Annotated in this window: 16 protein-coding genes and 1 pseudogene; all 17 read left to right on the top strand. The window is 54.7% G+C overall.

Annotated features, from left to right (window positions below; all coding sequences use genetic code 11):
- Positions 1–128: 128 nt before the first annotated feature.
- A pseudogene (locus C3418_RS16990) lies at positions 129–1,013 on the top strand (IS66-like element ISKpn15 family transposase); the annotation flags it as partial.
- Between the two features lie 154 nt (positions 1,014–1,167).
- Positions 1,168–1,413 (top strand): hypothetical protein, encoded by a 246-nt coding sequence (locus C3418_RS16985; protein ID WP_011899397.1) that lies wholly within the window; start codon positions 1,168–1,170, stop codon positions 1,411–1,413.
- 534 nt (positions 1,414–1,947) lie between these two features.
- On the top strand, positions 1,948–2,229 hold the full coding sequence (gene traL / locus C3418_RS16980; protein WP_011899398.1) for a type IV conjugative transfer system protein TraL: 282 nt from the start codon (positions 1,948–1,950) through the stop codon (positions 2,227–2,229).
- On the top strand, positions 2,226–2,861 hold the full coding sequence (locus C3418_RS16975; protein WP_073536827.1) for a TraE/TraK family type IV conjugative transfer system protein: 636 nt from the start codon (positions 2,226–2,228) through the stop codon (positions 2,859–2,861). Before traL ends, C3418_RS16975 begins: the two co-directional genes overlap by 4 nt.
- Positions 2,845–3,750, top strand: a complete 906-nt coding sequence (locus C3418_RS16970) for a type-F conjugative transfer system secretin TraK (RefSeq protein ID WP_103858935.1) — start codon at positions 2,845–2,847, stop codon at positions 3,748–3,750. The genes C3418_RS16975 and C3418_RS16970 overlap by 17 nt, the downstream gene beginning before the upstream one ends.
- Positions 3,747–5,072 (top strand): TraB/VirB10 family protein, encoded by a 1,326-nt coding sequence (locus C3418_RS16965; RefSeq protein WP_073536828.1) that lies wholly within the window; start codon positions 3,747–3,749, stop codon positions 5,070–5,072. Before C3418_RS16970 ends, C3418_RS16965 begins: the two co-directional genes overlap by 4 nt.
- Positions 5,069–5,635 (top strand): type IV conjugative transfer system lipoprotein TraV, encoded by a 567-nt coding sequence (gene traV, locus C3418_RS16960; RefSeq protein WP_073536829.1) that lies wholly within the window; start codon positions 5,069–5,071, stop codon positions 5,633–5,635. The genes C3418_RS16965 and traV overlap by 4 nt, the downstream gene beginning before the upstream one ends.
- Positions 5,636–5,725: 90 nt before the next feature.
- Positions 5,726–6,052, top strand: coding sequence for a TraA family conjugative transfer protein (gene traA, locus C3418_RS16955; RefSeq protein WP_050804919.1), 327 nt, complete (start codon positions 5,726–5,728; stop codon positions 6,050–6,052).
- 181 nt (positions 6,053–6,233) lie between these two features.
- Complete coding sequence (locus tag C3418_RS16950; RefSeq protein ID WP_103858934.1) at positions 6,234–11,720, top strand: Ig-like domain-containing protein; 5,487 nt, start codon at positions 6,234–6,236, stop codon at positions 11,718–11,720.
- Between the two features lie 156 nt (positions 11,721–11,876).
- On the top strand, positions 11,877–12,602 hold the full coding sequence (locus C3418_RS16945; RefSeq protein WP_232484092.1) for a DsbC family protein: 726 nt from the start codon (positions 11,877–11,879) through the stop codon (positions 12,600–12,602).
- Positions 12,599–15,043: a type IV secretion system protein TraC gene (gene traC / locus C3418_RS16940; protein ID WP_081374711.1), complete on the top strand. Its 2,445-nt coding sequence runs from the start codon at positions 12,599–12,601 to the stop codon at positions 15,041–15,043. The genes C3418_RS16945 and traC overlap by 4 nt, the downstream gene beginning before the upstream one ends.
- A gap of 19 nt (positions 15,044–15,062) precedes the next feature.
- Entirely contained in the window at positions 15,063–15,380 is a 318-nt protein-coding gene (locus C3418_RS16935; RefSeq protein ID WP_073536868.1) for a hypothetical protein, read from the top strand.
- Entirely contained in the window at positions 15,377–15,907 is a 531-nt protein-coding gene (locus tag C3418_RS16930) for a S26 family signal peptidase (protein WP_073536831.1), read from the top strand. Before C3418_RS16935 ends, C3418_RS16930 begins: the two co-directional genes overlap by 4 nt.
- A complete protein-coding gene (locus tag C3418_RS16925) occupies positions 15,870–17,135 on the top strand; it encodes a TrbC family F-type conjugative pilus assembly protein (RefSeq protein WP_073536832.1) in 1,266 nt (421 codons plus the stop codon). The genes C3418_RS16930 and C3418_RS16925 overlap by 38 nt, the downstream gene beginning before the upstream one ends.
- Entirely contained in the window at positions 17,132–17,803 is a 672-nt protein-coding gene (locus tag C3418_RS16920; protein WP_073536833.1) for an EAL domain-containing protein, read from the top strand. Before C3418_RS16925 ends, C3418_RS16920 begins: the two co-directional genes overlap by 4 nt.
- The gene (locus C3418_RS16915; RefSeq protein ID WP_073536834.1) at positions 17,800–18,807 is read left to right on the top strand and encodes a TraU family protein; all 1,008 of its coding nucleotides are present in this window, start codon (positions 17,800–17,802) and stop codon (positions 18,805–18,807) included. The genes C3418_RS16920 and C3418_RS16915 overlap by 4 nt, the downstream gene beginning before the upstream one ends.
- A gap of 9 nt (positions 18,808–18,816) precedes the next feature.
- Complete coding sequence (gene traN / locus C3418_RS16910; RefSeq protein ID WP_073536835.1) at positions 18,817–21,591, top strand: conjugal transfer mating pair stabilization protein TraN; 2,775 nt, start codon at positions 18,817–18,819, stop codon at positions 21,589–21,591.
- Positions 21,592–22,845: the final 1,254 nt, after the last annotated feature.

Below are 22,845 nucleotides of genomic sequence, written 5' to 3'. Positions count from 1 at the left end.
TCAGCTTGTTTGAGGATGGCGATGATCTGGGTATCGCTAAAGCGTGATGTTTTCATGTAGAACCTCCTGCGTTCAAGGTACGGGAAAATTCTACTTATGAGCACCCTGGTTTTTCGGGGGGATTACCGATACAGCAGCAGCTCAAACAGCATTTCGGCCTGAGTTTTAGCCGGGGCGCCATCAGTGAGGCGCAGGGGCGGGTGAGTGCCATGCTCACCCCGACCTACCAGGCCATCAAGCAGCAGGTGCAGACGGCCACCCACGTTCATGCCGATGAGACCCGGCATCAGCGGGGTGGAGAGCGCCGCTGGATGTGGCTGGCGCTGAGCAAGATAGCCGTCTGCTTCATGACGGCCTATGGCCGTGGTCAGGAGGCGGCCAAGCGGCTGCTGGGCGCCGAGTTTGACGGGGTGCTGGTGACCGACCAGTACGCCGGCTACCGGTTTATCGACGCCGACCAGCGGCAACTGTGCTGGGCCCACGTGGCCCGCAATCTCGTGGCCATCGCCGAGAGTAGCGAGCAGTGCAACCAGCCCATCGGTGCCCGGTTGGTCTTGCTGGCGGATGCGGTGTTTCGTACCCGGCACCGTTGGGAAAGCGGTGCGTTGAGCAAGCAGAAATACCTGCGCAGGCTCGCGCGTTACCGGCAAAGCTGGCGAAGCCAGTTGGAGCGCGGCGCCCTGTTGTGCAGCAAACGCTACCGTGGACGATGCCAGTTGCTGCTGCGGGATGACGAGATGCTGTGGCGGTTTATGACTGACGACGAAATAGCGCTGACCAACAACGAGGCGGAGCGGGCGCTGCGTGGCTATGTGCTCTGGCGCAAGGGTAGCTACGGCGTGTGGTCTCACCGGGGCGAGCTGTTTCGCCAGCGCATCCTGTCGTTGGTGGAGACCGGCAAGCGATTGGGCCGCTGCCCACAGGAGTGGTTGAGGGCCGTGGTCAGGGCGTGCATCGAGAAGACAGATTATCCCATCCCGGCAGAACTGATGCCGTCAACCCCGTCCTGGTGAATAGATACGCTATGAGGATGTAATGGGTAGCTTGAATCATGACAATCTCATGGTTGCTCTGTCGTGCTGGAATAGGGCCCTCGCCGATGCAGCAGCAACCAGCTGAATGCTTGTCTCCGCCGCAAGATCGTTAAAGAAATAATAGGAGGTGCTCATGGCGGGCGTGAAAGTCAGTGAGCTGGAATACCAAGGTCGGCTGGATGGTCGTCATGCCTGGGTGCATGATGGATTCTGGTTCTACTGGACAGAGAAAGCCAACGTGGTGACGTCAGATCTGGCTGGGCTGGAGCCATTCTGCCTACTTCGCTTGGCATTGGTCCGGGGCGAGCAGAACTCCATTCGAGCATTCACGAAAACAGATGCCAAGCGCGGGATCATCGATATGTTGAACCGTAAATAGATAGGGTTCTGACTGAATTCCAACAAGCTGTTCGGCAGTAAAAAATTTCACATGTGAAATTTTTTACCCCCAACTCGGGACCGCAGCATATTTTTTTCCCCACACCCCAAAAGGGCCGTAATAGCGCTGTGCTGGTGGAGTGGGGAAAGCGACAATCCCCATGCCAAAGGCAACTTCATTTGGGGTTCATCGTGTCGGTACAGACTCAAGTCGGAAAAGTAGAGGTGGCAGCAGGGAGTTCAGGCTCTTGGCCGTTTCTTACTCTCATCAGGTTGGTATTGTTCGCGTTTGGTCTTGTTGTCGGCCTTGGGCTCGACAAAGTGGTCGCCCTGATAGGGACGTGAGCTCGGGCCGTCCTTCGGTCGATGCTGTGAAAAGACAGAATCAATAAGCAGGCCTGTGAATAAATGGAAGGTGGCATGATGCCACCTTTTTTTTATTTGTCGCTGTAACTGCCCGAATTGGGCGCAAAGCCGTAGTAGGAAAGCGGGTCAACTGAATGAAAATACAGGCAATGAAGATATGGAGGTGGCAATGAAGCCTGTAAAAATCCCGCGGCGGGTTGATGAACCCCCCCACTTGCTCCTGTGGAGTGCCGATGAGTTGGCCCCGATGCTCCTGGGGCTGACGATTGGCGTCATCATCGGAAAGGCCCTCATCTGCTTCATCGGCGGGCTGCTCGTTACCAACCTGTATCGCCGGTTCCGGGACAACCATCCGGATGGTTACCTACTCCACATGATCTATTGGGCCGGGTTCATCGCTACCAAGGCCAAGTCGATGAAAAACCCATTTGTACGGAGGTATTTACCTTGAAATTGAAAACCTATCTCAAGACCTGGGAAGGGACCCAAGCAGAGAACAAGTGGGGCCGTCTTTTCCAGGCGGGGCTGTTAATCATCGTGTTACTGCTGGTCATCAAGGTTTTTACGAAAGACACCATTGTCACCATGCAGCCCTACACCCTTTCTGAGGAGGCATGGGTTACGAAGGAAAATGCCTCTCGGTCTTACAAAGAAGCTTGGGGCTTTGCGTTCTCACAGCTGCTTGGCAACGTTACGCCCGGTTCGGTGGATTTTGTCAAAGAGCGGTTGAGCCCCATGCTCTCGCCGGAAATCTATCAGGATGTCATTGATGCCATCGAGATCCAGTCCAAGCAGATAAAGGAAGACCGCGTAACCATGCGGTTCGAACCTCGTTTTGTAGAGTACGAAGAGAAGAGCGACAAGGTATTTGCTTATGGGTACTCCTATGTGAAAGGCGCGTCATCTCAACAGGAGGAGCGTGGGGAGCGCACTTATGAGTTCGTCCTCAAAATCTCAAATTACGCCCCTTCTCTCGATTACATGGAAACCTATATGGGTAAGCCACGCACCAAGGCTGTGCTGGAGCAACTCAAGCGTAAAGAAGAAGAAAAGGAACGGAGAACCAATGAAGCTCAACGCTAAATACCCACTCTTGGTGCTTGCCCTGTACGCAACAGGGGTGATGGCTGACTCCTCTGAGGATGTTCCTGTTGTCCCCGCGAGTGTGATGAAACAGGGGGTCCCTGCCCCGATCGGAAGTAGTGGGGTGATGGGGCAGGTTAACGAAAGTCCTGTGCTGACGATGAATCCAGGTGTGAACCAAATCATCCCGATCGCCATAGGCCATCCCAATCGGATCGTCACTCCATTTGGCAATCCAGAAGTGGTTTCCACCTCACTGAGCGGTGCCAGTGCTGATGGACAATGTGGCGAAGTTTGTATCAAGGAAAACGTGGTCTACGTCGCAACGGACAAGGAATATCCCGTCACGATGTTCATCACGGAAAAAGGCTCAGAGGCCCAGGCACTGAGCCTGACCATGGTGCCGCGGCGGATACCGCCCCGTGAGGTGTTCCTCAAGCTCACAGGGAGCGCCAGCATGGGCGGAGGCTTTGCCAATACCAAGGCGGATGCTTGGGAGAAAAGTCAGCCCTACGTTGAGACCGTTCGTACTGTGTTCAGAAAGATCGCCCTTGGCGAGGTTCCTCAAGGCTACAGCATGAACAATATCCCAGCCGGAGCGGCGGTTCCCCAGTGTGCGACTGGCAGTATCCGGGTCGATTTTTCGAAGGGTCAGTACATGATGGGACACCATCTCAACGTATTCATCGGGGTGGCCCAGAACACATCGACCCAGCCCATTGAGTTCAAGGAGTCCTTATGTGGTGGTTGGGACGTAGCTGCTGTGACCACTTGGCCGCTGAACGTTCTCGAACCGGGGCAGAAGACAGAGATCTATGTCGCGATGAAACAAGGTCGCGGTCAGGCCTCCACGTCTAAGCGGCCGTCTCTGCTGGGGGGGCGTCAATGAACATTAGCCAGTATTGGAGTGAGCTCGACCCCAAAAAGAAGCGCTGGGTAGCCGTCGCTGGTGGTGTGTTTGCCCTTTTCGCTGTCGTCACGGTTTTCTCCGGTGAGCCAAAGAAAGAGGAACGGCGTGGGCGTCAGGAAACGATCAAGAACGTACTGACAGATAAGAACACACGGGAAATAGGGATCGACTCCCTTTCAGCTGATGTGAAGATGGTCTCGCGTGAAAATGCGGATCTCAAGAAAGCGCTGGAGCGCGTCAATTCAGAGCTGGAGCAAAACAAGCAGAAAGCAGGGAAGGGCGCTGACGTCGATCGTGAAATTTCTCGCTTGCGCCAGGATATTGAGCAACTGGCAAAGATGAATGATGAACTGGCGAAAAAGGTAGATAGCGGAAAAGGGAATAGCAATAGCACCGAGGCCACCGGGAATGCTGATGCCAGTGTGACCAACACTCCTGGGAACAGTGCTAATAGCCAATTCATGGACAAAAAATTGGACTACAAGGATCCGGCAGCCATTTTCAGGGATGCTCCATTGCCAGACTCTAAGGGCCAAGCTCCCGGTAGTAAAGGCGATGGCAAAGCTCCTGCAAAGACCGGCATCCAGATTGTCAGCTACACCCAAAAGGCGCCTGAGGCAGATAAGTCAAAGGGAGCTGATGATGATTCCTTGTATCTGCCTTCGGGATCGATCCTGACTGGGACACTGATAAACGGTATGGATGCCCCAACATCCCAGGGGGCCCGCCGCGACCCATTCCCGTCAACTCTGCGGATCCAGAAAGAAGCCATCCTCCCTAACCGGTTCCGTGCCGATGTGCGCGAATGTTTCCTAATTGTCTCTGGCTACGGCGATCTGAGTTCGGAACGCGCCTACCTACGTGGCGAAACATTCTCGTGTGTACGTGAGGACGGTGGGGTGATCGAGGCGAAGCTCGATGCTTATGCGGTCGGTGAGGATGGTAAGGCTGGGGTTCGTGGTCGTGTGGTATCCAAACAGGGCCAGATTATAGCCAAATCCATGATGGCCGGTTTTTTGAGCGGTGTCTCTGAGGCATTCGACGTCAACCCAGTACCGGTTGTCAGTACAAACCCTGGTTCAAATACCCAGTATCAGTCGGTTTGGTCTGAGGACATGGTTCAGGGCGCTGCGGCCAAGGGCGCCAGCAAGGCCTTGGATCGCATCGCGCAGTTCTACATCGACATGGCCGAAGGGATTTTCCCGGTTATCGAGATCGATGCAGGCCGCCAATTGGACGTAATCATGACCAAGGGCACTAAGTTGCAAATCCGTTCGACCGGGGAGAGCCAGAAAAAATGAGCATTGTGACCAAAATGGGCAGTTTCACAGACGAGATTCGACTAGGGCTGAGAGTAGGATCTCTCAGACTGTTGGGGGTCGGTGCTGCAATCATGCTGCTCGCCGGGTGTTCATCACTCAATATCGGGGAGGAGGAATACAGCTGTCCAGGTATGCCAAACGGTGTGCAGTGTATGTCTGCTCGGGATGTTTACGCCGCAACCAACGATGGGAATGTCCCTCGTCCGATGAAGGAAGATGAGGCCAAAGCGAAGGGGGAGGGCCAAGCCACCCCCTCGGCCGGAGCCACGAGCACATCTGGAGACCCGGTAATTGACACGTATGTCGCTCCGCGTTTGCCGGATCGCCCAATTCCCATTCGCACACCAGCGCAGGTGATGCGGATCTGGGTAGCTCCCTGGGAGGACACCAACGGTGACCTCATCGTAACGGGGTATGTCTACACGGAGATTGAACCGCGCAGATGGGTGATCGGGGATGGTACACCCGAAAACGAGCCGGTGTTGAGACCGCTGCAATCCGTGCAGCACGAACCGAAAACGGAAACAACCACAACAAAGTAGGAGATGTTCTGAATGAACATGAATGTAAGTCATACAGGTCCGGTGGCGAATGCCTCAGCGGTAAACAAAAACAACGCGCTCTTCCTCCTGATGGGACTGGTGGCGGTGGCTCTCGTGCTGGCGCCGGATTCCGTCCACGCAGGCACTGGCGGGACTGCGTTTGATGATGTCTGGACCACCCTTAAAGACTGGACGCAGGGTACCCTCGGTCGAATCGTTGCTGGTGCCATGATCCTGGTTGGTGTTGTCGGTGGAATCGCTCGCCAGAGCCTGATGGCGTTCGCCATGGGTATCGGTGGTGGGATGGGGCTGTACAACTCCCCGACAGTGGTTGAGTCGATCATGTCTGCAACACTGGAACATGCCGACAAGATCGCCCCGGCCGCAATCCACCTCACTAATGGGCTTGGGGGCTAAGGCACCATCACTCGCCAGACACATGAAGGAATAGGGCAGCCAGTGGGCTGCCCTATTTTTTCATCAACAGCCAAATATTTTTCTCAATGTACTCAAAACGGACACAAACACAGCCGGTCTTTCAAAGGCGCGTCCCGTAATCTCCATTTTGGGTTCGTGTAACCTTTAAATGGAGAGTGTGATGTTAAAACACAAATTGAAATTACCAGCCTTGCTGGGAGCCCTGGCGGCTATTTTCACGGGAACAGCCCAAGCAGAGTTGTTGCAGTATTCCTTTACTGCACCGGGGGGGGCACAAAGGACGTTAGCGGCGACTGCCAACTATGCCAACCCGACGGGTAACATTCGATTCGCTTTGAGTGCAGGTATTGACCGTAAGGTCAAAATTTCGGTGCTGCGAGCGGATGGTACTTTGATCTCTACAGTAACCAGTCATCTGTTGGGTGCGGCCGACCGGATCACTGTGGGCGGCAGCACCTACTATGGTGCAGAGTTGCAACTAGCCGCACCGGTTGCGGGTACCTATAAGCTCAAAGCAGAGATTTTATCTGCGGCCGGGGCTTCGGTTCAGGCGGATGAGTATCCCCTGACTGTCGATGTCACCGCTCCGACATATGCGTCAGTGGCACCAGAAGCAAGTAATTATGGGCAAGTCACCACTGGTACCCTCTGGAAGCTGGGTATTGGAGGGGCCGAAGAGAACGCCTTCAAGCTCACCGGTATCAGCGATAGTACGCCGGTAACAAGCGTCAAAGCGAAGCTGTACAGGCAGGATGGTTCGTTATATCGAAATGTCGCTATTCCTTACGATGCAGCCAATCATGAGGCGCGAAAGCCGTTCGAAAGCGGATTTTTCCCTAACTCTGATCTGGATGAACAGTTCACTCTCCAGTTCGAAATCGCAGATAGTGCTGGAAACACAACGCTGACGGACGCGCAAAAAGTGATGTTTGATAACGTCACCAATGCCCCTACCGCACCATTTGGTGTCTTTGACCCCAACAGCTCAAATATCCTGGCGCCGGGGTTGACCGGGTTTGTGTCTTATACCGATGGTATGACGGTGAAAACAAACCCAATCAAACTGGCGTGGCGTGTGCCGCGTAATAACTGGCATGAATACCGGGAGGGCGGGATCAATATGGTCAATGCCCTCGGTCAGATGACCAAGGCCGGTGAAGATAGTCAGTATGTCTACCTAATCACAACTTCCCCCTACGGGCACACTGATGGGAACTACTGGCGCTGGGTCAACTTCGGGCAGTGGGGGGGGGGGGTTATTGATTACGATTTGGTCCTATCCCCCTCTGCCCCCAAAAGCCCCAGATTGCTGGGAGTAGACTACAACTACAGCGACATCGGTTGGTCCACGATGCTGCGATATTACGTCATGAATAGCTCGCTGCCGCTCACAGTAAGTAGCATCAGGGTTAATGTAGAGGCAAGACCCTATGTGCAAACGGCTGTGCACCGGGGTAGCTGTAGTGTCCCTGCGGGACAAACGAGCTGTGTCATAGCCAACAGCTTTACCATGGCAAAGGGCACCACGGGGTACGTTCATGACAATGCAACGGTCTACAACGCGGACAGCACTTTGCAGTCCAATCCCTTGTGGGCAGAGGTGAACTGGAACGACCAGTATTACCCCCAACTCACCCAGCAATATGACGCCAATACCAAGATCTTCACCTTGTTTATTGCCCAGCAAGGGCGTGGAAGTTACTTCGACCGCCTCCGGCTGAAAACGGCTTGGATTGAAGATAACAAAGGTAACAAGCTCTCCCCCCAAGGCGGGTTGACTGCCGACAACTGGGATAATTACACCTACCAATGGGATCTCAAGACCCTACCCGAAGGGCAGTTCAACCTGGTAGCAGCTGCGGAAGAAATGCACGGCCCGCAGACCAAGCAAACGATGTTCCAGATCACGTCGGATCGCACAGCTCCGGTGATGACCATCAATACGGCCCAGGGTGCGAATATCCAGACGCTCGATGATGTGATCATCAACCTGAGTGATGCCCTTGACCCGTCGCCGAAGCTGACATCGATCGCGCTGGCTGGTGGGCCAGCCAACGACAAGGTGCAGTTATCTTGGCGTGAAGAGTCGAAAGGGCGTTTCCGCTTGGAATACCCAGTCATGTTCCCCTCCTTGAAAGCCGGGGAGTCATACACCCTCACTGCCAAGGGGCAGGATGCCCAAGGTAACTCCGTTCAAAAAATCGTGGGGTTCCAGTACACGCCGCGGCAGGTGACCTTGGCAGACGGGATGGATGGCAAGCTGATGATCCCGGCCGTGACGCAGGAGTTTACCCATGCCGACGGCAGCAAGATCATTGAAACGGTGCCGCTGACCCTCAACGACGGCTCTACTGTGACGGGCTCCTATGATGTGTTCGCCACGCTGCGTTCCGACGCCAAGGTCCCGCTGGTGGTCAATGGGGTGCGGATTGAACCGGGCCAGACTATGAGCATCCTGAGCAAACACAACTTCGGAGCCTCCGGTGGCCGCCTGAGTATCCCGGTAAAACCTGCGGTTGCGGATGTGATCGGGACCTCCGGCCTGCTGGTCACCACGGCGGCGCCGAACTCCCCGATCCTGGTGCTGGACGTGACCACCTGGAAGCCGACGGCCAAACTCTCCGCGGAGGCGTGGACGGTGCGCCAGGTGATTGACCCGGTGAAGATCTCCGCCCTGCCGGATGCTGGTGTTCCCTGTCGCTTCACCTCGAAAGAGGATGAGGCGAAACGCTCCGACCCGATCCGGGATCCGGTATGTCTGTTGCAGTGGGACCGCATACCGGATGAGGCCGAGCAGAGCACTCAGGAAACTGACGGCCTGAAACTGGCGGGGCTGGTGGGCCAGGCGGTCAGCCTGGGTGAGCAGCCGCTCGAATACAGCCTCTACCTGTTCAGCGGTGACGGCGCCAAGGTGAAGGTCGGCGGCGGCAGCCGCAACCTGACAGTGACCAGTGCTTACGGTTCCGTGGGCTACACCCCCGGCCCCGAGGTAGCACAGGTGAACCGCATCATCGAGACCTTCGACGTGCGGATGAGCCAGAACCTGGGGCCTGTCTGTTCGGTGACCCTCAGTGCCGATCAGGCGAAGAAAGATGCGGCCAACAAGGCTTCCGGCAGTATCAGTCGTAGTTGCTTGTTTGAATGGCAGGCGATCCCGGATGGGCTGGTGCAGGATCAAGGCACCACTACTCCAGGTCTGAGCGGGACAGTGACGGAGAAAATGCAGCACGCGCTGGGCTGGCGGGTGAGCATCTACAGCAAGAACGGCACCCGTGTGACCCTCAATGATCAGACCTTTGCCATCGATGCCATAGATCCCCCGGCTCCAACTGTGGAGTTGACCTCGAAGTACAAATTCCGGGACAACATCTACATGGTGCCGATGCTGGGCGACTACCTGGGGGATGCGACCATCACCTCGGAGCGGGCAGACCTGGACGTGGCGATCATGCGCAACACCGATACCCTGGAGTCGGAGACATTCTCCCCCGGCTGGGGTTCAAACACCAAAGTCTACCGTCGGCTGAACACCGACCAGCGGGGTTTGTGGGAAGAGACCACTTACAAGGTGAAGGCGGCCTACAACAAGGTGCCAGAGGTGAAGACCGAAGCGGTGTACAAAGCCGTGTCGGTGCCGTCTTACAACCTGGTGCCGGTGGTGGAGGTAGCCGGTGACACTGCCATCGACACCCAGGCGCTGCCAGTGCAGGTGAAGATACAGGATCAATACAAACCGACCGAGGCGTTTGACGCTGCCACGATGGGGAGCTGGAAGGTGAGGTTGATCCGCCAGATGGCGTACAACAAGACCGAGGCGCTGACGGATTTTGTGAATGCGACGAACGGTACAGCGAGCTTTGCGGTAGATCTGTCGAAAGTGGACACGAGTTCGGTGCGGATCGTGGCGGAAGCGGAGCTGGTGTCGCCATTTGAGGGGTACAGCCGGGTAGTGCAGTCCACGCGGCCTGCGTTCCTGACGGTGCTGCGAGGCGGTGCGATTGGCGCTGAGGTTGGTGCCCGTCGGCTGTCGGGCGAGGCGCCGTTCACGGCGGTGTTCAAGCTGGCGCTAAGTGACCGCCAGGACTACCGGGCGACCGGCGACGTGGTGTGGGATGTCAGCAGTGACGGCGGGGCGACCTGGGAGAGCACGACACCGGAGGAACGCTACAAGTACCAGATGGTGAAGGTGTTCGAGAAAGGCTCCTACAAGGTGCGGGCCAAGGTGATCAACCGCAACTCCAGCGCCGAGGCTTACACCGAAGTGGTGGACGTGATTGCCTACGACAAGCCGAAGCTGGAGGTGAAGGGGCCGCAGACGCTATTTGTGGGCAGCGAGGGGACATTCTCGACCCGGCTGACGGTGAAGGACGAGGAGATTGGTGCTGAGAACGCGGTGGTGGAGTGGTCAACCGATGGCGGCAAGGTGTGGGACAAGCAGGGCCCGACGCTCACGCTGAACAGCGACAAAGACACCAGGATCAAGCTGTGGGCACGGGTGCGCTCCGGGGATGCACCCGCGAGCGACGAGTACGCCTACCGGGTTGCCAAGACCGCTGTGGAGTTCCGGGTGGTCAAGCCACCGCGGCCGTATGTGTCGGGGCCGTCGGTGATCGAGACAGGCAAGACCTACACCTTCAAGGCCACGACCAGCTTGCCGTACAAGGGGATGGATGTGCAGGTGAAGGGGGTCTTCGTCCTGCCGAATGGGCAGCGGGTTGAAGGTGACACGGCGCAGTACACGCCGAGCGCTGAGGACCTGACCAAAGAGCGGGTGGAGACCACCTACACGGCCTGGATAGAGGGTTTCCGGGAGCAGGGAGCCGAGGCTACGCACTCGATGTACTCCCGTGTATGGGAGTACGTGTGGCCGCGGTTCGGGATGCAGGTACGCAAGACGGCGAACGTGGCGCCAGCCACGATCATTGTGACGGCTCGGCCGATCGGCTTCTCGGGCAAGCTGGAAGAGGCTGTTTATGAGTGGACGTTGCCGGAAGGGGCGGCCATTGAAGATCAGAAGCAACCGGCAGCGCGGGTGTTCACGATGGGCAGCGCGGGGGAATACCTGGTGAAGCTCAAAGTGCGGGATGCGCGAGGCAACGAGACGGCGCTGGAAGAGCCGGTGGTGCTGGGCGAGGCCGAACAGTACGTGATCGACCTGCAATACTCGGGCTCGAACCCGGATGCGCGTGAGCCGCTGGATGTGCTGCTTCGGCCGTACATCTCGGGTGGTCATCCGCGGGATCGGATCCTGACCCGTCAGTATTCGGTGGATGGGAAACCGCTGGAGAGTGCGGGGTTCTATGGCCGCACGACGTTGCAGGCGGGTGAGCACGAGATCAAGCTCAAGGCGACGTCGGAGATGGGCAAGGATGTCGAGGGCAAGCTGGTGCTCAAGGTGGCGGAGAACAAGCTGCCGACGTGCACGGTGCGCAGCCGGGAGACGATAGGCTCGTGGATTGTGTACGCGGGATGTGAGGACCCGGATGGGCGGATGAAGTCGTATCAGTGGACGGTGGGTGGAGAAGTGCAAGCCATCACGGCAGACAGACTGACGATCAGCAAGGGTAAGGACGGTGTGATGCCGACCATTGCACTGGTCGGAGTGGATGACTCCGGTGGTCGGTCGGAAGTGGTCTCCCTGAACTGAGCCACTAGCATACCCATTCAAACACTCTCATTCCCAAGCCCGGTTAACTACCGGGCTTTTTTTTTACGATACCGCTGGATGTGACCAAAATGGGCCGTTACACAGTCGAGGCTATTTAATCCCCGCAGATACACTCCCAGCATCTAGGAGTTTGACATGGGGGTAAAAATGCTTGGAAAAATTCTTGGGGGGCTGATGGTGCTCGGGATAACGACTATCCCGGCTCCATTGGTTGCAGCCTCAAAGCTAGAAATTACAGACCCCAGGGCGGCCAAGATCAAGGAGATTGTGACCCTGCCCATCAAGGGAATCAGAGCAGTCGAGAGCGATGGTCAGATCGTCTTCATCTCAGACAACGGTAGGTTTGTCATTACAGGGCAGATTTACGATGTGTGGGGTAAAAAACCCCTCAGCTCGATGTCGGAAATGCGTGATGTCGCCGACCGTTTGCATCTCCAAGATATGGGAATGGATGTTGATAAGCTGAACACCATCTCGTTTGGGCATGGGCCTAAGGATGTGGTGCTGTTTGTCGATCCACGTTGCGGTGTCTGCCACAAGTTGATTGGTGAGGCCAAGCCATTGGCTGAGGAATACACCTTCAAGATCGTCGTTATCCCTGCCCTAGGGGATGAATCAAACCAGCTTGCCAAAGCGCTGCACTGCGCGAAGGACAAAACCAATGCACTGGATGCGCTCCTGAATAACACCCTGGGTACTCTCCCGTCAAAATCGCCATGCGATCCCGCTCAATATGACCAGACCCTGATGACAGCCCATCTGATCGGTATTCAGGGGGTGCCATTCGTCATTGCACCCGATGGCCGTGTAAGCAAGGGACGCCCTAATAACCTGAAAGCATGGTTGGAGAGTGCACAATGATCGTGACTATAAAGAAGAAGCTCGACGGTGCGTTGATCCAGGAACATATGCGAGCCTCTGGGGTGATCCCTGTCCTTGCCTATAGCGAAGATGAACAGGTGTTCCTCATGGATGATCAGAGCGCCGGTTTCGGTTTTATCTGTGAGCCGATGTGCGGGGCGGATGAAAAGGTACAGGAGCGTATGAACGGCTTCCTGAATCAGGAGTTCCCTGCCAAGACGACACTCCAGTTCCTGTTATTCAGATCCCCCGATATAAACCAAGAGATGTACCAGATGTTGGGACTGCGTGACGGCTTCCGTCACGGTCTGCTGAGCCCCGTCATCCAGGAGCGAATCAACTATCTCCAGCAGCACACGACAGAACGGATCATGGCGAGGACCAACAAGGGCATCTACGACAACGGCCTGATCCAAGACCTTAAATTGTTCGTTACGTGCAAAGTTCCCATCAAAAGCAACACCCCTACAGAGACTGAACTCGTTGAGCTCGACCAATTGAAAACCAAGGTTGAGTCCTCTCTCCAAACGGTTGGCTTGCGACCCCGGACAATGACCGCCGTGAACTATGTCCGGATCATGAGCACCCTTCTTAATTGGGGACCTGATGCTTCTTGGCGCCACGATGCCAGCCGCTGGGAAACGGATAAGCCGATTTGCGAGCAACTCTTCGACTACGGCACAGACCTTGAAGTCAGTAAAAATGGCATACGTTTGGGCGGCTATCACGCCAAGGTGCTGTCGGCGAAGAAGCTACCGGATATTGCCTACTTTGGGGATGCGGTCGCCTATACAGGGGACCTGACGGGGGGTAACTCCAGCATCAAAGAGAACTACATGGTGGTTACCAACGTCTTCTTCCCTGAGGTGGAAAGCACCAAAAATACCCTTGAACGCAAGAGGCAGTTTACGGTCAACCAAGCTTACGGTCCGATGCTCAAGTTTGTCCCGGTTCTGGCAGACAAGAAGGAATCTTTTGACACGGTATATGAGTCCCTGAAAGAGGGGGCCAAGCCGGTCAAGATAAGCTACTCCCTCGTGATTTTTGCCCCAACGAAGGAGCGAGTTGAATCTGCGGCAACAGCTGCGCGGAGCATTTGGCGTGAGAGCCGTTTCGAGCTGATGGAAGATCGCTTTGTTGCCCTGCCGATATTCCTCAACAGCCTTCCGTTCTGCACCGACCGGGACGCAGTGCGTGATCTTTTCCGATACAAGACCATGACGAGCGAACAGGCAGCCGTCGTGCTACCAGTGTTTGGGGAGTGGAAAGGTACCGGCACATTTCATGCTGCTTTGATCTCCCGCAACGGGCAGCTCATGAGCCTGTCGCTGCATGACAGTAACACCAACAAAAACCTTGTCATTGCCGCAGAGTCTGGTTCCGGTAAGTCGTTCCTGACCAACGAACTGATCTGCTCCTACCTCTCCGAGGGCGCTCAGGTGTGGGTAATTGACGCCGGTAAGTCCTATCAGAAAATGTCAGAGATGCTCAGGGGCGATTTTGTGCACTTTGAAGAGGGAACCCACGTTTGTCTCAACCCGTTTGAGCTGATCCAGAACTACGAGGACGAGGAGGATGCGATCGTGAGCCTAGTGTGCGCGATGGCTTCTTCCAAGGGGCTGTTGGTTGAGTGGCAAATCTCAGCACTGAAACAGGTGTTGTCCTCGATATGGGAAGAGAAGGGCACCACGATGAAGGTGGACGACATCGCTGAGCGCTGCTTGAAGGGTGAGGATTTGCGCTTGAAGGACGTGGGGCAGCAGCTCTATGCCTTCACATCAGAAGGTAGCTACGGCAAGTATTTTTCAAACAAGAACAACGTCTCCTTCCAGAACCAATTCACGGTGCTTGAGCTGGATGAGCTCCAGGGACGAAAACACCTGCGGCAGGTTGTTCTGCTCCAGCTTATCTACCAGATCCAACAGGAGGTGTTCCTAGGGGAGCGCAACCGCAAAAAGGTAGTGATCGTTGATGAGGCCTGGGATCTGCTCAAGGAAGGCGAGGTCTCAGTGTTCATGGAACATGCCTATCGGAAATTCCGTAAATATGGTGGCAGCGTTGTCATCGCAACCCAGTCTATCAATGACCTGTATGAAAACGCAGTGGGGCGGGCCATCGCTGAGAACTCCGCGAGCATGTACCTGCTCGGGCAGACAGAAGAGACCGTCGAATCAGTCAAACGAGCTGGTCGTCTGGCCCTCTCGGATGGCGGTTTCCACACCCTCAAAACGGTTCACACCATTCAGGGTGTCTACTCAGAAATCTTCATCAAGTCGAAAAGCGGGATGGGCGTCGGCCGCCTGATCGTGGGCGACTTCCAGAAGCTTCTGTACTCGACTGACCCGGTGGATGTGAATGCCATCGATCAGTTCGTCAACCAGGGCCTCAGTGTCCCAGACGCCATCAAAGCGGTGATGCAAGCCCGCCGACAAGCAGCATAAACGAGAGAAGAGAATGGACATGGACATCAAATCGATTGCAATCGCCGCTGTACTCGGTGCCGCTGGTGGTTTTGGTGGCAGCTATTACGTGCTGAATGAACAAACCTCGGCCATGCACGATCGGCTGAACCAGTCTCCGCCCATCGTTGTCGTGGATTTCACCAAAGTTGCAGCCTCATATCCTGCTGGGGCCTCCGCAGAAGAGGTAGAGAAGCTGATGGTCAAGACCAATGACGCGATCCTCAAGCTCAAGGATGCGGGTTACTTGGTCCTCGATGCGGGGTCTGTGGTTGGGGCTCCTAGCGATGTCTACCTGCCGGAGGATTGGCTGAAATGATCCAATCCCCGAAGGACTGGCTAGTGAGGAAGGAGTCATGGCCGCGGTTTGGTATGAAAGCAGCCCTTATGCTGCTGGCTTTGCTGTTGGCGGGCAATTGGTTCATGAACAGGTACCGCATTGGTATCGACCCGCAGAATGAAAAATGTCTCCCTGGGTACACGGTGTATCTGATCGATTTAAATGATCGGTCACTTCAAAAGGGGGCCATTTACTCCTTCCACGCAAAGAGTCTGCAACCACTCTACAAAGACGGCACCCGCATGGTCAAGATCTTGGCCGGAATGCCTGGGGACGTAGTGGAGATTGACCAAACATGGAATACCACAGTGAACGGGGAAGTCGTCGGGGAGGGGCTCCAGCTCGCCCGTAGGCTGAATTTAGATGAGAGTCAGTTTTACGGTAAGCGGACGCTGACGGAAGGACACTACTGGTTTATGGGGCAGAGCCCTTTTAGTTTCGACTCACGCTATTGGGGGACGGTGAACGATGAGCAAATCATTGGTCGCGCTTATCCCCTCCTATAAGAGGGTTGCGGCAGCAGTGCTGCTTGCCACGGCAGGCAATGCTTTCTCTCAAAACGCAATCTTGACGGAAGAAGACATAGCCCTGATCGAGCAAGGGAGGTCTATCTCTAAAAAGGCATTAGAGCTCGATATGTCGCAGCCCTTGCAAAACAGACACATGAGCGAGGCTCAGGTGGAGGCGAAGGAGTTCTTCAAACAGCTCCAGTCAACCGATAAAACCCTGAAAGAGATGCAACGTAAGCAAGCGGAGAAGGGGATATATACCGACCATCGGATGCTCGTCTTTGCATCGCTCTCTTTGGGGGCGCAGGGACTTGATGATGTGCTCTCCGCCGTATCAGGGCAGTCTGATGCGGTGATCGTGTTCCGGGGTATTCCTGAGGGGATGAACCTCGGCCAAGGAGTAAAGGCAATCCAGGATCTGGCGGCCAAGAAAGACCCAGTGCCGAACATCATCATCAATCCTCAGTTGTTCAAGTCACACAATGTTACGTCAGTACCAACCATCATCATGCTCGACGGCGAGCAACTGCTCGGCCAGCAACCAAATGTAGTGGCCCAGGTCTCTGGTCTGGCGGATCCCTCATGGCTGGCTCGGGAGGTAAAAAGCGGCGAGATGGGAGATCTCGGCGTGAGGGGCCCTGTGGAAGAGATCAGCGAACCAGACCTCATTGACGTAGCCAAAGCTCGTCTTGCCAAGATCGATTGGGTGGAGAAGAAGAAAAAAGCCATTGAGCGATTCTGGCTCAAGCAGAATTTCAATGAGCTACCCAAGGCGATAAAGGCACGGACTCGTGAAGTGGACCCAAGTGTCGTGGTGACGAAGGATATTGCAGCCGCGGATGGGTCAGTGTTCGCTCGGGCCGGTGAAGTGATCAACCCCCTGTGCGATCTTCGCATGGAATGTCAGCCAGGGACTCGCCCTTTCACGCAGGCGGTAGTCGTCTTCGATCCACAGGACAAAAAGCAGATGGCTCTGCTGGCGAAAGCTCTGCCAAAAATAAGGCAGGAGCCAGGGGTTCAAAGAATCACCTTCATAGCCACGGCCCTTGATAAAGACAAGGGATGGGACTCCTACAAGAGTGTCTCTGACCAGATTGACTCGCCAGTTTACCTGTTGACCCCGGATCTCATTTCCAGATTCGAGCTGGAGCATACCCCGACAGTCATCACAGCCAAGAACCGGATGTTCATTGTCCGCGAGCTCGTAGAGGAGGCTGATAAATGATTTTCGCCCCGGCTTTCCAACCAATTAAACATGTCGGCACAGGATCCTTTGTCGCAGCGGAGGTTTTGGCTCGCTGGTATGACGAAGGCCGGGTGGTTGCGCCATCCAATATCAAGGTACCTTTGAACTGGGGGCTGGTGGATATAGAGGTAGCAAGGTTCATTCAAAACAATTTGCCATTTTGTCGAGTTCAACATCGTGCTCTATTCATTAATGTCTCGGAGCAAACTCTCGGTACGGACAGTATTTTTCAGACATGGGCAGGGATTATTAACCGAATTGCCAAGGATCGGAATACCCGAATTGTCATAGAAATTACAGAGGGCGTACAGGATACGTCTTTAGCCAAGAGATGGGATGCACTAGCAAGTTTGGGGGGAGAGTTTGCGCTCGATGATTACGGTGATAAGCACTCGTCCATGGCGAGGCTGAGTAAATACGTTTGGCATTATTGCAAGTTCGACGCAAGCAGGCTCCATTCGTTGGTGGACTATCCAGCAATTCAATATTGCCGCGAAAATGGAATTCAGCTGATTGCTGAGCAAATTGAAACGCCCCTCCTGGAAGAACGTGCCAAATTATTTGGGCTGTTGTTGCAGCAAGGTTTCTATCACGGGGAACCGACAGCTTTGGACGAATATATGAATTGCGTAAAGGCCTTATCATGATTACGAAAATCTTGAGAGTTATTGCCATGAGTGCAGCACTTTGGGGCGGTTCTGTCGCCGCCGACCCAGGGTGCCAAAATGCTGATGTGATCAGTGGGAAGCTAATCACAGATGTCTGCTGGAGCTGCATTTTCCCTATCAAAATTGCAGGTGTCCCGATCAGTGGTCCTGGTGGGAGTTATCCCGATGATTCAGCCAAGAATCCGCTGTGTTTGTGCAACGACAACTTAGGAGTCCCCCGACCGGGGGTAACCACCTCGATGTGGGAGCCTGCGAGACTCATCGAGTTCCAACGGGTACCGGGTTGCTCATCGGTTCTCAATGGCATGAGATTCCCATTTGACAGGACCAACCAGGGACACCACGGGGAAGGGGATATGGATGGCGGGGATGGGTCGTTCATGCACTACCACTACTACGCCTTCCCGTTGCTGACGATGCTGGATCTCTTCATCAAGCAAGCCTGTAATCCAGATGGTTACATGGACCTGGACATCATGTACCTCTCCGAACTGGACCCTACCTGGAACAACGATGAGCTGGCTTTCTTTACTAACCCCGAGGCGGCCCTGGTTGCGAACCCCGTTGCGGCAATGGCCTGTACCGCCGATGCAGTGTCATCCACAGCGGGCAAGCCATTAAAGCAGATGTTCTGGTGCGCGGGCTCATGGGGGACTCTGTACCCGTTGAGCGGTAACCAGAACGGAGGGAAGGGGGTGATCAGGGATAGTTCTTTGCTGAGCGCTAGGGTGCTCACGGCACTTCACCGCCGTGGCCTTGCATGGAAGACCATGGGAGATGAGGCGATGTGTCGGGGAGTGATTAGCCCGACGATGCCTAAGACACAGTACAAGTTCACGTTGTTGCATCCCGTACCAGAGACAGATTCATCCCACGTCATCGGCGAATCTGCATTGACTTGGGGCCTTTCCAAAACGATCCCAGCAATAGGTCAAGACCCAATCTATACCATCTGGCGATGGAACGACTGCTGCAACAGGTAAGGACGTGATATGAACAACCAATCGGTAGCCTACAAATTCATTGCAGCTACACTGACGCTCACCATTTCAATGCTGCCTGTGCATGGGTACGCCTCAGACGGCATCGCTCAAGTCGGGATGGAAGCTCAGGATCTGGGCAATGAGATGGCAAACTCATTCAAGGGGTCGTCGGGCTCGGTGCAGAACGGGCAAATTACACTGCCATCCATCAAAGATGGGAAATTTGATACATCAGGACAGGCTAGTTTTAGCGTCAATGAGCTATTCCCTGGTACTAGCGGTTCAAATTCTCAAGGGAGTAGCTACTACTTCCCGGATGCGAACAATCCGAACGTTGATAATTTAAAGGGTATGTACGACTCGAATACAAATATGGATTCACAGGGTGGTAATGCTCAAGGCTCTCTTTATTCAGATGCTACTGGCAGCAGTCCATCTATATCTGGTGCAGCATATAAAGTGTTACTTGACGCTACTAATCGTTCTCGGCCAGATTTTTCCAATGACCCGATGCTCAATATGAGCAAAGACACCTATAAAAACATAGATCTTATTTCTCAAGGATTTGGAGATTGCTCTGCTGAGACGATTATTAAAGATTCTACGTTAAATACTCATGTGCCGAAATATGAACGTTGCCAGAGAGCAATGGATCAGAGTGCAGATTGTGAAGTTCTGCATGATTATGATGCTTCGGTGGTGAAGCATTATGATGGCCCCTATAACATAAAATCGTGCGGGCCTGACTGTACTGAGTTATGGATAGGTAAGGTTGGTGATAACTACTGGAGTGGTTGGTGTACCATTTATGAAGAATATACCCGAGTTGTAGTTAGTAACCCGGAGGCAATTGTTTCTGCGACTCTGGAATATGCAAAATATGATGACTACATGCAGGTGTGGGTCGGGAAATCTGGCGCAGAAACAAAGGTTTGGCAAGGGCCAAATGATAATTTCCCTCCGGAAACAGCGGGTGAGTGTGAGCTTAATACAAGCTGGGAGCAGAATCCTAATGTAAATGTTACTCAATATTTTAAGAATGTATCTCCAGGTGATGTAGTTACATTTAAAATCAGAGTTTCGGTAGCAGATGCAGGTGAAGGTTTTGGTCGAATCAAGATAAAGTTTGATCCTTCAAAAGTAGTAACAAAAGATACATGGACTCCGCAATCTTGTTTGGATTCAGCTAAAGGCGTCGTAGATAAATTTGCTAATGGTTCTTTCGAGTGTACTGATATGCCGGTAGTTGATGCGGATAAATGCACTATGCTTAATGGCATTCGTATCTGTGCAAATAATCTGGCTGAGTCCCCCCTGCCTGGAATTGATCGTTTATGTAGAAAGGTACATGTCAAGGCTGACTGGGATTACTATAAGGGGCAAATGGAGTGCTGGGTTGATCCTCAGGGTGAAAAACATTGCCCGGTAAATAATGGTGGGAATCTTAATTCATGCAAGCAATATGAAAACAACCCTCAATGTGGTTTTATCAGTTCAGAATGTATTGACGGAGCAATGGGCCAGTCAGGTACATGCTATGTTTTCAAGGATACCTATGATTGCGGAACTGACGTTAAAGTCCCATCCATGGAAAAAGAGACAGAGTTCAAGTGTGGGGGACCTATTCGTTGCATGGGTGACGATTGCCTCGACATGACTAAGACGCAGAGCTCAGACTTTGCAAAAGCAGCGGCATTGCTCAACGCCGCGCAGTTTATGACTCAAGACATGGCTTGTACGGGTCAAGATGGAAATGACAAGCCTACGGGCGAAGAGAACATTATTTGCTCCGCCTTTGCGGGAAAAAAAGGCGAGTGTAAAATTGCGGTCGGCGGTGTATCAGACTGCTGTGAAAAGCCGACTAATATTTCTTTGTCTGATTACCTCGACTTGATCATGGCGGTGCCAAAGTTGGATGGTGCTGTAATGAGCCTAAGTGACGGTAATGTGATGAAAGGGGCATATCAGGTAATCCGTGATCCGGCTGTTCAAGGATGGACCGAAGTTACTAAGCCATTCACCAGTTACGTTGAAAACCTGTCAGGAAGTGTGGACTCATTCACTCAGCCAATTGAGCAGTTCGTTGATCAATTTATTGATCAGATTAAAGCTCAGATAAAAGAAGTGATGATGGATGTGTTTAAATCAGCGGGGCAGGATGCTGCAACTGAACAGGCGGCCGCCGCCGCTTCCGAACAGGCAGCAGAACAATTGATGCAAAGCGCTGCCACATGGATGAGTACGGCAATGACCATTTATACAATTTATGTCGTTACAATGGTCATGATTCAAATGATTTGGAAGTGTGAAGAAGATGAGTTCACTATGAATGCGCAACGTGCTTTGGATAATTGCACCTATGTTGGTTCATATTGTAAAACGAAAGTATTGGGTCAATGCATTGAGGAGCGAGAAGCGTATTGCTGCTTTAACTCCCCCCTTTCTAGAATTATCCAAGAGCAAGTTAGACCTCAGTTGGGGCAAAACTTTGGCTCGGCAGAAAGCCCACAATGCCAAGGTATTCCTCTAGCTGATATTGGGAAAATTGACTGGAATAAAGTGGATTTGACCGAATGGCTTGGTATTTTACAGCAGAACGGGAAGTTTCCAAATCCACAAGACATGGACATCAACAAGCTTACCGGTCAGGGCAGTGATTTTAATATTGATGGTGGAAGAAAAAATGCTCAGGAAAGGGCAACAGATAGACTAGATGGTATTGATGTTGATGCTGTCAGGAAAAAGGTGACTGACAATATGGATGTTCCTACTGGTAGCAATTAACCCGAATTGCGTGAAAAGGGAGGCATTATGCCTCCTTTTTTATTGGGTGCAGGTTGCTAGATCTAGCCCTACAGCCTGGGGGATCATGGCTGGTGGGTCCGCGGCGCCCTGGTGTTCGATCGGTGGAGACCGGTACCGGTGCGGCAGGGTGCCGGAGCTGGCCCGCCAGCTGGGGTGATCATGGCTGAGGGCCCGCGGCGCCCTAGTGCTCGATCGGTGGAGACCGGTACCGGTGCGGCAGGGTGCCGGAGCTGGCCCGCCAGCTGGGGTGATCATGGACGGGGGCCAGCGGCGACCACGGTTCCCGAGCGTTGGAGGCCGGTGCCGGTACGGCAGGGTGCCGGAGCTGGCCCGCCAGCTGGGGTGATCATGGCCGGGGGCCAGCGGCGACCACGGTTCCCGAGCGTTGGAGACCGGTGCCGGTACGGCAGGGTGACGGAGCTGACCCGCCAGCTGGGGTGATCATGGCTGAGGGCCCGCGGCGCCCTGGTGCTCGATCGGTGGAGACCGGTACCGGTGCGGCAGGGTGTCGGGGCTGGCCCGCCAGCTGGGGTGATCATGGACGGGGGCCAGCGGCGACCACGGTTCCCGAGCGTTGGAGGCCGGTGCCGGTACGGCAGGGTGCCGGAGCTGGCCCGCCAGCTGGGGTGATCATGGCCGGGGGCCAGCGGCGACCACGGTTCCCGAGCGTTGGAGACCGGTGCCGGTACGGCAGGGTGACGGAGCTGACCCGCCAGCTGGGGTGATCATGGCTGAGGGCCCGCGGCGCCCTGGTGCTCGATCGGTGGAGACCGGTACCGGTGCGGCAGGGTGTCGGGGCTGGCCCGCCAGCTGGGGTGATCATGGACGGGGGCCAGCGGCGACCACGGTTCCCGAGCGTTGGAGGCCGGTGCCGGTACGGCAGGGTGCCGGAGCTGGCCCGCCAGCTGGGGTGATCATGGCCGGGGGCCAGCGGCGACCACGGTTCCCGAGCGTTGGAGACCGGTGCCGGTACGGCAGGGTGACGGAGCTGGCCCGCCAGCTGGGGTGATCATGGCCGGGGGCCAGCGGCGACCACGGTTCCCGAGCGTTGGAGCCGTCATTCCGCACCTGATTTTGCTATTTTCAGTGCTTGACGGCGATCGGCCGTTCTGATCTATTACTCTCTTTTGCAGGTAGATCATCATGGCCGCACCCGCTATCTCGATCCGTAACCTCGATCACCTTGGTTTGGTCGCCGCACTCTGCCAGGAACTGGGCATTGCCCGCATGATC

This window comes from Aeromonas sp. ASNIH8 (assembly GCF_002919855.1).
Classification (GTDB): Bacteria; Pseudomonadota; Gammaproteobacteria; order Enterobacterales; family Aeromonadaceae; genus Aeromonas; species Aeromonas caviae.
The sequence above is the reverse complement of the archived record's forward strand: the minus strand, read 5'-3'. Positions and strand labels throughout refer to the sequence as shown.